This window comes from Acetobacterium malicum subsp. dehalogenans DSM 11527 (assembly GCF_000472665.1).
GTDB classification, from domain to species: Bacteria; Bacillota; Clostridia; order Eubacteriales; family Eubacteriaceae; genus Acetobacterium; species Acetobacterium malicum.
Genome location: NZ_KI421448.1, coordinates 135,836 through 150,518 on the forward strand (window position 1 = coordinate 135,836; position 14,683 = coordinate 150,518).

Genomic DNA, 14,683 nt, shown 5'->3' on the forward strand with positions numbered 1-14,683 from the left:
CTTCTGCTTCTGCCTTCGCTTTAGCTTCTGCTTCTGCCTTCGCTTTAGCTTCTGCTTCTGCCTTCACTTTAGCTTCTGCTTCTGCCTTCGCTTTAGCTTCTGTTTCTGCCTTCGCTTTGGCTTCTGCTTCTGCCTTCGCTTTGGCTTCTGCTTCTGCCTTCGCTTTGGCTTCTGCTTCTGCCTTCGCTTTAGCTTCTGCTTCTTGCTTCGCTTTGGCTTCTGCTTCCTTCTTAGCTTTCGCGTCGGCCTTCGCTTTCGCTTCGGATGCTTTCTTAGCCTTTGCCTGCTCTTCAGCTTTTAACTTAGCTTCCGTATCTATTTGATCCGCTTTTGCTTCGTTCATTTCCTGGGGATTATTGTCATTCAAATCCTCGGCGTTTTCCTCTTTACCCGTGATCACTCTGCCAACCTTTTTTATAAAATCATCCAATTTTCCCACTTCTTCATTCCCCACTTCACTTGAATTAGATGTATCCAAACTACTTTGAATAGCTGTGTCTTTTATTAATTGTGATTTAGGTTTACTTTTTCGAGCCATGACAATCTCCTTTTTAATGACGTATTATCGTTCTATTTTTTATAAATGGCCTTGGAGCACTTATAAAAAATAGAATTTTGATGTATAAAAAACAAATGACCGAAGCCATTTGTCTTTTATACATTTTAATTTTAATCTTATGTTAAAATAGAATTTTTGCAATATCCTTATGCGGAGATGCGATAACCGAATAACTCGTAATGAGATTCGATTCTGCCATCTCTGTCTGTGCCGTTTGAATGGCCATTTTAACAGAAGAAATTTCACCAGTGATCAATACAAAGCCTTTACCACCCAAGCCTCTAGCAATTCGAATTTCAAGGAGTTCTACGTTTGATGCTTTCGCACAAATATCTCCGATCAAAATTGAAGAGATTGCATTAATCGTTTCAACAATACCTAGCGATTTCACATCGCCTATTTCACCAGCACCTAACATGGCTGGTAAAACATCGGGGTGAATATTCGGTATAACGTGAGACTCTAACATATGGATACCACCCACATGTGCCCCATTCTTTATTGACGCCTCGACGGCTCCCACATCTCCAGCGATAATACTAACGTATTTTCCAGGACATAAAGGTGATGCCATCAGCAGCTCAACATTTGCGGATTTCAGCATTTCATCAGTGGATTCTATACCAACTGGAATGCTCTTAAATTCCATAAAACCAACTGCTTTTTTCAAAATACCACTTCTTTCTATACTGTGAATGTTTAATTTTTTACCAAATTACTTAGCGTTATGTTTAAACGAGAATTAGTCCGCCTAAAATAACAAAGTTGATTGTTTGTGTAATAAAGATTGTTACGGCTGGAGGGTCGATGTGGGTATCGCAATGACTGTTAAGAGTTTTTGCAGCCCATTCGCCTACGAAAGCTGTAAACATACCTGTGATTGCTGCACCAATGATAGCAGCAAAAGGATTTAATGTAGCTGAGAATACGATCACTGCAGTTGAACCTGCAGGAAGGACAATGTGATGCCATCCTTCAAAGTATACTCCACACATGATCAGGATCAGAGAAATTGCAGCAATAGAGAAACCAATAACAGGTGTCATTGAGAATAAATAAGCTGCTTCGGCAACGCCATCAACTAATCCTAATGTTCCTAATGTAGCTGCAACGCCACCGATAAGGATACCAATGCTGGCACCGTAAGTAAGAACAAATCCTAAACGGCTTCCTGTTGAGATCCATTCGCGTTTTTCGCCTGCTGGTGTTTTTCCTGTCAGACCAGTTTTACCAAATACTAAACGTACAATAATACCAGAAAGCATTACAGTGAAAGCAACGGTGTCAGTCCAACCCGCAGCGCCTTCTCCAAGAATACCATTAAAGAGAATTGGTCCAACCAGTGGTCCAACGATATATTGAATCAGGAAACCAACCATACCGAAGATACCACCAACGATCAATACCATAGGATCGCCAAATTTAACAAGTGGAGTTACGATATCTTGACCATTTTCAATATGATTTCTTGTCATTGCAAACGCAGCACCGGCTACAGCACCAGCGAAGGCAACATGTGGACCAAACCAGGAACCAAAACTAATAATACCAATTGCTGGAGCACCAAAATCTCCACCCATGATTGCCGCTAAAACGGTTAAACCGGTGAAAACAAAGGCTGTGATCCCGCCCATAAATGTGGCTAAGACGCCACCGCCAAATGCGGCGATTAACATTGTAAAGTCCATAATTATCCCCCTTAAAATATGATTTAGGACTCGATAGTGATTTTTTCACTATCCGCGGCTGAAATCCTACCGCTAATACTAGCAAAAACTTTTGAGCTCAGTTTACCCTCAGGGATATCCCCAATAAGTTGTCCTCGCTCCACATGATCCCCAACGTTTACAACTGCAACTGCAGGAGCACCTATATGTTGTGACAATAATAGGTTGACTTTAGAAAACGCTTTATCCGTTTCAACCATCGGGGCCGGAAGATCATACTTCGTCAGTCCCAATCGTGATACTAAACGGTACACGTTAAACTGTTTGCCTTCTCTGAAGGGTACGGCTGATGTTGGTACATTGTGATGAGGATTTTTTATCCCTTTGCTTCCAAGTTCTCGCTTGAGCATGGTATTGAACTTCCAAGGTTGTAGGTCCATTACACATGCATATTGACATAAGCCACATTCACAGCATAGAAAAGCGTTTGTAGCTTGAGTGGACGTGTCGCAGGTTGAACCATAGGCGGCGATCCGCATTAATTTATGGGGTTCCAGGTTATGACCCAAAGCGTATCTCGGACATAGCTCAGTACAATAGTTACATTGCATACAAGCCATCCCTGCCATTTTCATGGTTTCCTTGATGGACTTCGTTTTAGAAATAATCAATGGATGATTCTTTGCTAATACGATCAGTCCTTTGGTTGTTTTTGTAATCGTTGACTCTAAATCGACGATTTTTCCCATCATTGGTCCGCCGTTGATCACGACAAAATCCTCGATGGTTGTTCCTCCGGCTAATTCCAAAGCTTCGCGAACGGTAATACCCAAAGGTACCTTTGTTGTAAGCTTATTCTTAACCTCACCTGTTAGTGTCAAATATGTATCCATAACAGGTTTATTGTCTACCATTATATCATAAATGTTCAAAAGTGTCTCCACATTTATAACTAATGTACCAACATTTAACGGAATTCCGGCTTCAGGTACAATCCGTCCCGTTGTTTCATAAACAAGAACCTGTTCATCTCCGGCCGGATAGAAATTCTTAAGTAAATGCATTCTAATCTTAGGAAATGCCGCTAATTCTTTGTTTAAGGCTTCAATAGCAGGTGTATATTTCTTTTTGAGGCCAATAATGCCTTCCTTTGCTTGTGTTTGATCCATAACAGCCTGAAGAGCTGTTAACATTTTAACAGCCTCCAGTGCCATTAGCTGTTGATCAACGCGCAATAGTGGTTCGCATTCTGCACCGTTGACAACTACGGTATCAACCGTGCAATTTAATTTGACCTGGGTTGGAAACCCTGCCCCGCCAGCACCAACGATGCCGGCGTTTTGTACCAATTCTACTAAATTTGCGCTCATGAACAACACCTCTATTATTTAATCGTAAATCCTCCTACTAATACACATCTTCTTTTACGAGTAAATGTCTTAGCAGATGTCAGGCCTTCACCGGTCGGACCGGCAATGGTAAAGGTTGTATACCCTTCCCCGCCAACACCGATACCAGCATATGAAGGACCATTTTTGACAAAAATAGTGGTTTGCACTCTTTTTGCCATTTCAGTTAAGTTATTGATATTTGTTGAATGCATGATCGCGGTATGTCGGTTACCATGCTCCAGGGCTACAGCCAGATCAATTCCTTCAGCGATATTTTTTACTCGGACAATTGGAAGGATTGGCATCATCAACTCTTCAACGGCAAAGATATGATCTTTGCTGGTTTCCATAATGATTACCCGAATGGAGTCATCAACATCAATGCCAATTCCTTTGAGAATTACTTTTGCACTTCTACCCACATAATCGCGGCTTAGACGACCACCAGGAATAACAAGTTCTTCTAATTCAGCAATTTTCTTGGCATCTTTGAGTTCATAAGCACCGTTTTTCTTCATGTTGAAGATCAGATAATCCGCAACTTGTTCGACAACAACAACTTCTTTCTCTGCGATACAAGGTAAGTTATTGTCAAAACAACAGCCATCAATAATGTCTTTTCCAGCTTTTTCAATATCAGCAGTTTCATCGACCAATGCTGGGGGATTTCCCGCTCCGGCACCGATGGCTTTTTTACCACTTTGTAAAACTGTTTTAACAACCCCAGGACCACCAGTTGCACATAATAAAGTAATTTTGGGACTGGCAAACATCGTGTTTGCACTGTCAATCGTTGGCTCTGCCGTTGTAACAATCAGGTTTTCCGGGCCGCCAGCTTCTAAAATTGCTTTGTTGAGTAGCTTAACTGTTAAAGCGCTGGTGTTTTTAGCACTTGGATGGGGCGCAAATACGACTGTATTTCCTGCTGCCAGCATTCCAATAGAATTACAGATAACAGTTTCACTGGGATTGGTTGAAGGCGATACCGAACCAATTACACCAAATGGCGATTGTTCAATTAAAGTTAAACCATCATCACCGGTGAATGCTTCAGCCACGAGATCTTCAACTCCTGGCGTTTTAACGGTCGCCAATTCATGTTTTAAGAGTTTATGTTCATAATTTCCCATGCCTGTTTCTTCAACAGCCATTTGGCAGATCATTTCCATATTCTCTTTTTTGAGCATTTCAGCTCGCATAGCAGCAATCAATTTACTTCTGTACGCTAAAGACTCTCTCATAAACGTTTTTTGAGCGGTAAAGGCGGCATCAATGGCATTTTCCATATCATTGAAAACACCCAGCTCACCATCTTTTAGAGGCTTTCCGCCTGCATCTGCACAATCAATTTCTGCCATTACTTTTTTTACAATATATTCTATACCTGTGGTATCTATATTCATACGAGGTACCTCCTGGATCGTGTTAATTTTTTTGTCTTATTTTAGAGCGTCTAGTCCAGCTTGAGCAACAGTCATGTCTTCTGCAACACTACCACCACTTACTCCGATACCGCCGATGATTTTATCCCCTTCAAAAATAGGGAAGCCACCGCCAAATACAACCATTCTTCCCTTATCGCAGCTTGCGATTCCGAAAAGTTGTCCTGATTCTTTGGCAAGATCAGCTGCCTGATCGGTACCCATTTTAAGAGCAACTGCAGTATAAGCCTTATTCGTTGCAATATCCATACTAGCTAATAAAGAATCTTCCATCCGGTTAAATAATACGGTGTTTCCGCTGGCGTCGCAAATTACAATAACCATCGGTACATCGATTTCGATTGCTTTTGCAGCAGCCGCTTCTGCCATTTTCTTTGCCATATCTAATAATTTTCCAGTAGTCGTCATTTTTCTTCCTCCTGATTAATTAGTATTTTATAAAACAGCTAAAGCACTCTTCGCAATAATCATATCTTCATCCACACTTCCGCCGCTGACGCCAATTCCACCAATTATTTCACCATTATGTTTTAATGGATAACCCCCTCCAAAAACGACCATGCGACCATTATTGGTCCATTGCAGGCCATAAAGTGAGCCATCTTCTTTTACCACATTGGCGACTTTATCAGTGGACATTTTCAATGCATTGGCAGTATATGCCTTATTCACTGAAATATCGATACTGACCATCAACGCATCTTCCATGCGTTCAAAGTAGGCTAGATTCCCGCCTGAGTCGACAACCGAAAAAACAATTGGAACATTGATTTCTTCTGCTTTGACTCTGGCTGCGGCAGCCATTTTTTTTGCTAAAGTGAGTAAAGAATAGTCCTTTTCACAAGCTTCTCCATCAACAATGCCCGCTTGCGCAGTTTCTAACAGATTCAGCTTTTCTTTTACGCGGTCAACAATTTCTTTAACGACACCATTAAACTCTACTGTCCGCGCCAAAACAAAAAGGGTATCAGACAATCGATTAACGAATTTTACTAATTCTGGTCGACTTTCTTCATTTTCGCGATTATATTTTACAATCAATCGCTCCCCTCGTCTTACAACTGTACGCGCAACATGGAGTGCTGCTGATGCCGGACTGGCACCTGGGATAATGAATGCCTTCTGGGGACCAATAATTGCTAAATACTGTTCCATCGTACATTCCATATAGTCCACATCGGCCTGGGAAATTCTGTCTGCCAGCATTGCTTTGCCTTTATCATCACTGGCAAGTTCTGCACCTAAAACAAAAATCCGTTTCTGTAAATAGTGTAATATCTCTTTAATATCTTTATCTTCGCAAAGTGAATACGCTAAACCAATGGCCGAATTTGCTTCGTCCATGGTTCCATATGCATCAACACGGATATTATCCTTCGGTGTCCGACTGGATCCAAAAAGACCAGTCTCACCTTTGTCCCCTCCTCGGGTATACACATTTGGCATTATATCACCTCACTAAACAATTTGGATTTCATCAATGATACCGACAATGGTCATATCAATTGGTGCCATTTTATCACCATAAACATACCGGGCATTACTGCCGGATGTAACAATGACTGTTTCACCAATCCCTGCTCCCACTGAGTCCACGGCAATTGCTGTAGAAGAACTTGAATATTTCTCAAATTCGCCGTATTCATCAATTTTTTTAATGATCAACAGTTTACATCCCACAAGATTAGGATCTTTTTGGGTTGATACTACGTTTCCGACTACTTTTGCTAACTGCATATATTCACCACCCTTATTAAATCCTGATAATCTGGAGCCCAAATTCCTTTGCGGCATCCGCAGCATAGCCTGTTAAAATTGATCCAGCTGGTATCTTAATTACATTTGATCCCCGGGCTTTTAAAATATCGACCCGTGAGATAACATTCTTATCAATCACGCACTCACTATTTTTGACTGCTAAGATCTGCTTAACCACTGGTTCTTTTTCGACTGGCGTCGCTGTCTTTTCAACGATTAAATCATTAGCTTCTGTGGGGGTTCCACCAACACAAGTAGCATATAAGTCTTTGCCACTTACTAATTTCATACCAAAATCTCGCAGTGTTTCAATGTTGTTGTTCAACATTTCCCGATATTTCGGCGACGATTTTCCCATCCCCAGTGATGCTCGTTGGGGATCATCCGGATCACAGGCATTAACTGCTGCAACCACCGGTGTACCGGCCATAAATCCGTGATTGACCAGGGACAACAAGACTGTGTCTGTTATACCCACAGCCAGTTTGGCTGCTGTATTCACGCTCATGGTGGCAATCACAAACATGTCTGCCGATCCGTACAGCTCTTTTTGGCTTTTGATGTTGCCACTGTGATAAATCACGTCAAGATTCAATTCTTTTTGAATAGCAGCAGGATTTAACACCTTCATGCCATCATCAGAAAGAACAACTTTTAATTGCCAACCATCTTTTTGTAATTTCAACAGTGAATCCATCGACTCTTTAAAACCAATCGTAGCTCCTGTAAAGAAAACAACTGCTTTTTTAGGTTGATTTTTTATTCGCCTGACAACCTCGTCAACGATTTTTTGGATAAGTATATCCAACAATCCATTTTCGAGCATTTTCTCCATGTCCAAATTCTATCACCACATTTCTTACCTTTGACAATTAAAGGCGATCCCTAAGGGTGTTACCAATAATGGTTCTACTGGTTTAATGGTTTTGATGCCTGTTTCGTCTTCAAATATTTTTTCAAAATCGTCAAAGACACAAGCCCCACCAACCACATAAATAACATCAACGTCGTACCCGACAACAAAGCGATTGACGATGGACGCCATCTTCTGTACGACGGGTTTGATAATTGGAAATATCTTTTTCTGTGATTCGTTCTTTTTAAGTTCCTCTGCTTCTTCAAAGCTTATATGATGAAAACCTGCCAGTACCAGACTCATGTGCGTCCCTCCGGTCGCTTCATCGGCTGTGAAAATAACTTCACCATCTTTGAGAATACTGATTCCGGTAGTTCCGCCCCCAACATCGACCACCGCGCCATTTTGAATACCAAGAACGGTTGCTGCTGCGGTGGGTTCATCAACGACATTTGTTACCACAAAGTCGGCTGAGTCAACCACGTTGGAGATAATCTTTGTATTCCCCGCCAAGATACCGGGAGGAATGGCTGTGGCCGCCTTGGCATATGTTAAGTCAACGCCCAGGATTCCCTCAACCTCACCTTTAAGTTTTCGTACGATTTGACTCGCTCCGAGATAGTCTACGACAATTCCATCGCGAACAACAGACGCGCCTTGAGTAGCTCCAGCAATGGGACGATTGTTTTCATCCACCACTGCGATGACAATATTTGCAGTACCGAGATCCACACCAACTTTCAGCTCACCAGTGTAAGCATTGGCCTTTTTCCCGCGAATTAATTCTGCAAATTCCAATATTGCGTCGTTACCAGATTTCCAATCCATCATTTCACCTGTTTGGGATTATTTTTAGATAATCATCATTATTAAGTCCTGCCGCATTCGCTTCGTCCGTATCCAAATGCATTTCATAATCAAATTTGTCGGATACCCGGGCTAACACATTACAGAAAATAGTTTTTCGAACGCCGCTGGTTTCAACACAAACCCAGTCTTTATCTTTAATTCCCAGTTTTTCAGCTACATCAGTTGGCATGTGAATATGTCTCAATGCGACAATCACGCCTTGATTAAGGGTAACCGAACCACATGGTCCTTCAAGGGTAATTCCGGGGGTGCCATCAAGTTTCCCTGATTCACAAACTGGGGCTTTAATCCCCAGGGTTCTGGCATCTGTTAAAGATATTTCGATTTGACTTTCCGGTCTGGCTGGTCCTAAAATTCGAACCTTGTCAAAACTTCCTTTGGGTCCAATCACTTTAACCGATTCTTTTGCTGCATATTGTCCTGGCTGTTTCAAGTCTTTCATGTTGGTCAGTTCATAACCTTTGCCAAAAAGTGTTTCAATATCTTCCTGGGAAAGATGGATATGTTTATTGGAGATGCCCAAAACAACGCGATTTGGACTATCTTTTTCGCTGATCAATTTCTTAACGGTATTGATTACGATTTGTTCAATAACTTTTTTTTCGTCTGCATTCATTTTAACACCTTTTCTTCAAAAGATCATTTCTGTCCGAATCATTCAGCAGCTCTCAGAAATTATTCCTCTGTGATTTCTACTGCTGTTTCTTCATTTTCTTCTGTAGTGACAACTTCAGCTTTTGGTTCGACGGTTGGTGTATAACCCACTGTTTGATTGTTATAAATTAATTTTTCAATTCCTTCACTGGGTCTGGCGATCACTTTGGTTCCCCAAACGCCTCGGCCTTTAGCACAAGCCGCCGTAGCCGCTTCAACCGCCGCCTTAACTGCGCCAATATCGCCCGCCACTTTGATGGTCGACATACCGTCGCCTTTACACGCTTCATAGCCAATCAGTCTGACATTTGCTGACTTGACTGCCGCATCGGCAGCTTCAATCGCTGTGGCCAACCCAATAGCTTCTATTAGGCCAATGGCCTCTCCTCTATTCAAATTAACCCCTCCTTACGACAGCTCCGTATTATCTAGATTCTTAAATGGCATTCTTTTTACCAGTCGTGCGGCATTGCTTCCGATTGCGCGTAGCGTTGCCTCGTCGCTGTATGATGGAATTTTAAAAATTGGATGGTCCTCTTTTAATTTAATATAATGGAGTACCACTTCATTTTCAGTAATTCCGATTCCAACGCCAAGATGGGATAGTTCCGCCCCTCTGAAAGCAAGCTCCACCGGATTGGTTTCATCCAGCTCTTCGATGGAAAAAGGTACGCCTTCTTCTTCGATTCCATGTAATACTTCGTCAACGACCTTTTGATATGTAATATTTTTGCCATGAACAACTTTAATTTCTGGTTTTGGAGCATCGAAATCCATCCGCATCTTATTCACCTTCTTCGTAAGCAAGTACGAGACCGGTGGCTACTGCGTTACGTGGACCCTCAACCCCTCTAATATTCGCCCGTCCTGAAACGATACTGTACTTGGATAGGGCATCTGTTACTAATTGAGGAATCTCAAAATCTAGGGCTGATCCTCCAACTAAGGTAACAAATTCAATATCCCTGACGTTTCCGGTAGGGCTGACTCGTTCTAATGAACGAATGGCATTTACAACAAATACTTTTGTTTTCGCTTCTCGACGTACTGCTCGAATACGTTCCAGTGAGTAGTTACCCGGCATGGGCATCATTCCATTCGGTGTCAAAATGACAACCCGTGCAAAAGTTCTGGGATCAAGTGGCTTGTCAAAAAATTGAACGGTTCCATCTTCATGACGAATATGGAATAAACTTTCAACCTTTGCCAGCGGATATTTTTTAATATCTTCCGCCAGAGCCATGTTGTCATACCCTAACTCCGATGCGATGAGCAGCGTAACCATATTTCCGGCACCTGCTAAATGGATGGACTTGATTTCACCTGCCCTGTTAATAATTGCTGCATCTGTCGATCCTGCACCCATATCGATAATTGCTAAAGGCATATTGCTTCCCGGTGTTGTTAATGCGCCACGGATGGCCATATCGGCTTCCACTCCGCCCACTTCAACTTTTACACCCAGTTCAGCTTCCAATTCGTGGGCAATCATATTCATCTGTAATTTATCGGCCTTTACCATGGCCGCAATGCCAACGGCATTTTCCATGGAAAACTCTTCCGCGACCCCACCTTTGACAGTTTGTGGTACGAAAGTATCGACGGCTAATAAATCCTGAATTTTAATTGCACTTGGTAGTTGATCTGTCAGGTTCGACATGACTTGTCTGACCTTTTCAAGCATTCCACCGGCATTGGTGCCAGCTTCTCCTCTGATATCTTCTACAGGAGCTACGGAACGTATTGCATCCATAATTTTTTCAGCACCATCATCGACATTAACCTGAGCTTTTTTGTTAGCGCCCTGAATAATGATTTGGCCAGCCGGGATTTTTCTTTCTTTGACATCCCCTGCCGGCGTTTTGATAACAACTGCTGAACGATTTCCGATGAGCGCTCGTGATACAGGTACGACCTGCTTGGTCTCGTCGGATGTTAAATCAAATACGGTTGCAATACCGTATGGGTTTGATAGCTGTTCGACTACCGAACCTGGCGCGGCAACCTCAATGGCAGCACGCATGTTTCTTGGCACCTTTTCAATTAGTGAAACTTCATCAACAATCGGAATTTTTTTGACAAGTCGGTTATTAATTAAAACGCCATCATCACGTTGGACAATGGCACCATTAATAAATATGCCGTTATTAACAGCATGGTTAATAATACGAGAGGAATCTTCAAAATCCACTTCTCTTGGGATAACAACGATAACTGACTCGCCCTTATCACAATTACTAACTTCTCTTATGTCTACGGTCACTCCCACACCGATCCCCAATCCCCCTGGTGTAGAGGGATTGTGACCGATCATGGTTGATTCCGTAATAATTGTTTCCGTAATTGTTTCCATTGCTACATCCCCAATAACGGGAGCAGCTTCATTGATCCGGATTAAATCAACATTTTCTACGGTTAAACCAGCTTTTTCAAGGGCTTGTTTGAGAGAGGCGAAAACTCCATGAATATTTTGACGTGTTCCCTTCATCCCAGTGGTATCAACAATACCACTACAGAGAAATTCAGGCTTTCCGTCGACATATCGGGCAAGAGCTGTTTCAGTACTTGCATTTCCAATATCTATTCCTGCAATAATCATATGTTAGTCCTCCCAACATTTCCTATTCTGCTAATTCTATAAGAATTCTTTTGATCTTTTTCGGTTGTAATATACTTCAGCAGCTTCTGCTACTAAAGAAGCAGAAATTGGAGCATTATACTGGTTTTTAAGTTCAGAAGCAATCGCCAATAATTCGTCTTTAGTTGATTTGTATGGACGAAGGGCATTGTAGATTTCTAATAAACGAGCATCTGGAACAGCAATCAGTTCAGCAGCTCTTCTTAGGTTTCTGGCAAATGCATCACGTTTTACAGATTCAGCAACTTGAGCTTGCAGTTCAAGGGTTTCTGGTCTGATACGTAAGTCTTCTGGTGTTAATTGGCCAGCTAATAATTTATCTAAGGTTAATTCTTTGTAAGCTTTTCCGGTAGCAGAGAAGATCAGTTCTGGTCTTTTATCTCCGATTGGATAATCAGCTTTCGTAACGGTTCCGCAAGCTGCTGGAGCTGGAGCTGCAGCGGTACTCATAGAACTCATAACTTGTTTAACGATTTGTTCCAACATTTGTTCTTGTGTCATTCTGGTCACCTCCACTTATACAAACGAAACTTGTTGTTCGACGGCTTTTTTACCGGCTTCAACATGTTCAGTTTCTTTAATATGTAATAAGGCTGCCTTTGCCTGGTAAGCTGGACGAGCCATTTGGTCGTTTCTTACTGGAACGGGTGCTGGGCTTTCGCCTTTAGCATATTTAGCAGCGTTTTTCCCAATCATTCGATATGTTTCTAAATCGATCAATGGTGCTTGAGAAAATAATTCTAAGTTACTTAACTGTGGTAAATCTTTTTGGTGAATTAATGAAGTACCTTTTGACTGTAAGCCAATACCGATACCAGATCCAGACAATTTAGCAGCAGTATGACCGCATACAGCAACGTCAGAACTTCTGTAAATTTTGATAACTCGGGCTTTTAAGCCTTCTTCTTCGATACCAGCGATAATTTCTTTAAGAACTTTATCGTGAGGAATTCCAGTGATTGTGACAGTTTGAGATTCTGCAAAAGCAGGAGCTAAACCGATCAGAACTTCATCACTTGCCATTCCTTGTTTTGCTTCTCCGATTGGAGAAAGTTTAACAGCGCCGGCAGCAGTAGCAGCTGGTGCAGAAGCTGGCGCAGCGCCAGTCATTTCTTTTAAGACATCTTCAATAATGCTTTTTAACATTTGTTCGTTTATAGCCATTTTTTTACACCCCTTCCTATATGCTTGCTGGGTCAACAGCCCATGGAATATCTTGGATTTGTGCCCATCTTTCATCACTGATTACATAACCAGTTTTTACTCCATGATAGGTATTTGGATAGTTAACTGCTGAAATACATTCCCATGTAGAGCTTAATTTAGAAGCAGTGTGTAAGTAGTCACCAGCACATTTCTGTAACTGAATGTTAAAGATCGATTCAGCAACATCTCTCATGCCGCCTCGGTCTAAAGCTTTAATAAAGTCAACTGCTGTTGCGCCACGACCCATTAAATCTTCAACAGATTTTAAGTCAGCAACAACATCACGGTCAGGCATATCTTGTGATCCACGAGCATAAGTAGCAGCTTCAACTTCAGCATCGGTGATTTCAGTCAAGCCTAATTCTCTGAATAAGATCTGCATTGCGCGAGCGCCTTTAGCACGAGCAGCAACAACTGTATCTTCATCAGCAGGTTGTAAACCGGCATCGATTTTTAAGTCACGTTGGATTACATTCCAATCATCATAATCATCTGCATCCCAGTTAGAGCCTGCAAACATATTATCATAGTTAGGTGTAGCAGAGTAACCAGAACAGATGTAATCAGTTCCTGGTACCATTTGCATTAATGAACGAGCAACTCGTCGTAAGTCAGAGTGAGTAAAGGTCTGGTCATTAGAAGAAGCACACTCTAAATCGAGGCATGCTGCTAATAAGTTTTCAGCCAATACTTCTCGGATACCGCCTGGTACACCAGCTGGAACACCGATACAAGAAACTGAACCATTCTGGCTTCCTTGTACGCCGGCACCCTTAGTGATGTATAAGCATCGAGCTTCAAGATAAAGCATTGATTTGCCTTCTGCATAACCCATTTGTACTTCTGATCCAGAACCAGATGTAAAACGCATTTTCAAACCACGGGAAGCGTAGCTTGATGCTAAGAAAGCTTTAGAGTATGGAGTATCATCACCATCCATGAAAACTGGTTCTGTACCATATACAGAAATAGTTTCAGCATAAGCGGTGTAACCTTTCATACCAAGGTCAAGTTCGGTAGCTTCTTCAACAGCACATTGTGTTAAGATACCAGGACGACCAACATTTGCACCAACCATGATGGCAAGAGCATTAAATGGTGCGTAACGGCCGATACCTACTGTTGTTTCCATTTCATCAAATCCACGGATAGCAGCTTCTGCAGCATCAGCAGCGATTTGAACCATGTTATCTTTTACGTTAGTAACATGACATTGGTTAGAAGGCATTAAACGAGCTCGCATTTTACTTTGAGCCATCATCATTTCTAATACGGTCATGTGACCAAGTACTTCTGTTATTTTAGCAGGAGTGATCGAGGTAGTAATATCTACAACGATATCTCTTGGTACATTAATATCAACAAGCATATTAGCAATTTTCAAAGAATCCATTGCCATATATTCTTGGGCTTTTTCTAAACGAATTGCGTAGTTCGCGATGAAAGTATCAAGCATATCAAATTCAGCTCGTTTTTTTCCATCAAGTTCTACAACTACACCATTTTCAACAACCAGGCTTGGTGTTGGATCCTGAGGGCTGTTCATTGCAATTAGACCAACTTCTGGCCATTCTTTAACGAAACCATCCTTTTTGACTGGACGAGCTGCTAAAGCTTCAAATCGTTTTGACTTCATAGTCAT

General features: G+C 41.8%; 17 protein-coding genes. All 17 read right to left on the reverse strand.

Annotated features, from left to right (window positions below; all coding sequences use genetic code 11):
- On the reverse strand, positions 1–538 hold a 538-nt coding region (locus A3KS_RS23955; protein ID WP_207637766.1), incomplete at its 3' end, for a hypothetical protein.
- A gap of 142 nt (positions 539–680) precedes the next feature.
- On the reverse strand, positions 681–1,229 hold the full coding sequence (locus A3KS_RS0117795) for a BMC domain-containing protein (protein ID WP_026396043.1): 549 nt from the start codon (positions 1,227–1,229) through the stop codon (positions 681–683).
- 61 nt (positions 1,230–1,290) lie between these two features.
- On the reverse strand, positions 1,291–2,247 hold the full coding sequence (locus A3KS_RS0117800; protein WP_026396044.1) for a DUF7973 family transport facilitator: 957 nt from the start codon (positions 2,245–2,247) through the stop codon (positions 1,291–1,293).
- Between the two features lie 23 nt (positions 2,248–2,270).
- Positions 2,271–3,596: a 4Fe-4S dicluster domain-containing protein gene (locus A3KS_RS0117805; RefSeq protein ID WP_026396045.1), complete on the reverse strand. Its 1,326-nt coding sequence runs from the start codon at positions 3,594–3,596 to the stop codon at positions 2,271–2,273.
- 14 nt (positions 3,597–3,610) lie between these two features.
- On the reverse strand, positions 3,611–5,020 hold the full coding sequence (locus A3KS_RS0117810) for an aldehyde dehydrogenase family protein (protein WP_026396046.1): 1,410 nt from the start codon (positions 5,018–5,020) through the stop codon (positions 3,611–3,613).
- A gap of 36 nt (positions 5,021–5,056) precedes the next feature.
- The gene (locus A3KS_RS0117815; RefSeq protein ID WP_026396047.1) at positions 5,057–5,467 is read right to left on the reverse strand and encodes a GlcG/HbpS family heme-binding protein; all 411 of its coding nucleotides are present in this window, start codon (positions 5,465–5,467) and stop codon (positions 5,057–5,059) included.
- 27 nt (positions 5,468–5,494) lie between these two features.
- Positions 5,495–6,505 (reverse strand): cob(I)yrinic acid a,c-diamide adenosyltransferase, encoded by a 1,011-nt coding sequence (locus A3KS_RS0117820; protein WP_026396048.1) that lies wholly within the window; start codon positions 6,503–6,505, stop codon positions 5,495–5,497.
- Positions 6,506–6,517: 12 nt separating this feature from the next.
- Complete coding sequence (locus A3KS_RS0117825) at positions 6,518–6,796, reverse strand: EutN/CcmL family microcompartment protein (RefSeq protein ID WP_026396049.1); 279 nt, start codon at positions 6,794–6,796, stop codon at positions 6,518–6,520.
- 16 nt (positions 6,797–6,812) lie between these two features.
- On the reverse strand, positions 6,813–7,643 hold the full coding sequence (locus tag A3KS_RS0117830; RefSeq protein WP_035356719.1) for a flavoprotein: 831 nt from the start codon (positions 7,641–7,643) through the stop codon (positions 6,813–6,815).
- A 33-nt stretch (positions 7,644–7,676) separates the two neighbouring features.
- Positions 7,677–8,501 carry an ethanolamine utilization protein EutJ gene (gene eutJ / locus A3KS_RS0117835; RefSeq protein WP_026396051.1) on the reverse strand — a complete coding sequence of 275 codons (825 nt, stop codon included), beginning with the start codon at positions 8,499–8,501 and terminating at the stop codon, positions 7,677–7,679.
- 4 nt (positions 8,502–8,505) lie between these two features.
- Complete coding sequence (gene pduL / locus A3KS_RS0117840; RefSeq protein WP_026396052.1) at positions 8,506–9,159, reverse strand: phosphate propanoyltransferase; 654 nt, start codon at positions 9,157–9,159, stop codon at positions 8,506–8,508.
- A gap of 59 nt (positions 9,160–9,218) precedes the next feature.
- Complete coding sequence (locus tag A3KS_RS24170) at positions 9,219–9,593, reverse strand: BMC domain-containing protein (RefSeq protein ID WP_035356721.1); 375 nt, start codon at positions 9,591–9,593, stop codon at positions 9,219–9,221.
- Between the two features lie 12 nt (positions 9,594–9,605).
- A complete protein-coding gene (locus tag A3KS_RS0117850) occupies positions 9,606–9,980 on the reverse strand; it encodes a glycerol dehydratase reactivase beta/small subunit family protein (protein ID WP_026396053.1) in 375 nt (124 codons plus the stop codon).
- 1 nt (position 9,981) lies between these two features.
- Positions 9,982–11,796 carry a diol dehydratase reactivase subunit alpha gene (locus A3KS_RS0117855; RefSeq protein ID WP_026396054.1) on the reverse strand — a complete coding sequence of 605 codons (1,815 nt, stop codon included), beginning with the start codon at positions 11,794–11,796 and terminating at the stop codon, positions 9,982–9,984.
- Positions 11,797–11,832: 36 nt separating this feature from the next.
- Positions 11,833–12,336: a diol dehydratase small subunit gene (locus A3KS_RS0117860; RefSeq protein ID WP_026396055.1), complete on the reverse strand. Its 504-nt coding sequence runs from the start codon at positions 12,334–12,336 to the stop codon at positions 11,833–11,835.
- A gap of 15 nt (positions 12,337–12,351) precedes the next feature.
- Positions 12,352–12,999: a propanediol/glycerol family dehydratase medium subunit gene (locus A3KS_RS0117865; RefSeq protein WP_026396056.1), complete on the reverse strand. Its 648-nt coding sequence runs from the start codon at positions 12,997–12,999 to the stop codon at positions 12,352–12,354.
- 16 nt (positions 13,000–13,015) lie between these two features.
- Entirely contained in the window at positions 13,016–14,677 is a 1,662-nt protein-coding gene (locus A3KS_RS0117870) for a propanediol/glycerol family dehydratase large subunit (RefSeq protein ID WP_026396057.1), read from the reverse strand.
- Positions 14,678–14,683 lie beyond the last annotated feature (6 nt).

Coding starts and splice junctions, on each gene's coding strand:
- A3KS_RS0117800 (WP_026396044.1), bottom strand. CDS start 2,247: ATGGACTTTACAATGTTAATCGCCGCATTTGGCGGTGGCGTCTTAGCC.
- A3KS_RS0117805 (WP_026396045.1), bottom strand. CDS start 3,596: ATGAGCGCAAATTTAGTAGAATTGGTACAAAACGCCGGCATCGTTGGT.
- A3KS_RS0117810 (WP_026396046.1), bottom strand. CDS start 5,020: ATGAATATAGATACCACAGGTATAGAATATATTGTAAAAAAAGTAATG.
- A3KS_RS0117815 (WP_026396047.1), bottom strand. CDS start 5,467: ATGACGACTACTGGAAAATTATTAGATATGGCAAAGAAAATGGCAGAA.
- A3KS_RS0117820 (WP_026396048.1), bottom strand. CDS start 6,505: ATGCCAAATGTGTATACCCGAGGAGGGGACAAAGGTGAGACTGGTCTT.
- A3KS_RS0117825 (WP_026396049.1), bottom strand. CDS start 6,796: ATGCAGTTAGCAAAAGTAGTCGGAAACGTAGTATCAACCCAAAAAGAT.
- A3KS_RS0117830 (WP_035356719.1), bottom strand. CDS start 7,643: ATGCTCGAAAATGGATTGTTGGATATACTTATCCAAAAAATCGTTGAC.
- eutJ (WP_026396051.1), bottom strand. CDS start 8,501: ATGGATTGGAAATCTGGTAACGACGCAATATTGGAATTTGCAGAATTA.
- pduL (WP_026396052.1), bottom strand. CDS start 9,159: ATGAATGCAGACGAAAAAAAAGTTATTGAACAAATCGTAATCAATACC.
- A3KS_RS0117850 (WP_026396053.1), bottom strand. CDS start 9,980: ATGCGGATGGATTTCGATGCTCCAAAACCAGAAATTAAAGTTGTTCAT.
- A3KS_RS0117855 (WP_026396054.1), bottom strand. CDS start 11,796: ATGATTATTGCAGGAATAGATATTGGAAATGCAAGTACTGAAACAGCT.
- A3KS_RS0117860 (WP_026396055.1), bottom strand. CDS start 12,336: ATGACACAAGAACAAATGTTGGAACAAATCGTTAAACAAGTTATGAGT.
- A3KS_RS0117865 (WP_026396056.1), bottom strand. CDS start 12,999: ATGGCTATAAACGAACAAATGTTAAAAAGCATTATTGAAGATGTCTTA.
- A3KS_RS0117870 (WP_026396057.1), bottom strand. CDS start 14,677: ATGAAGTCAAAACGATTTGAAGCTTTAGCAGCTCGTCCAGTCAAAAAG.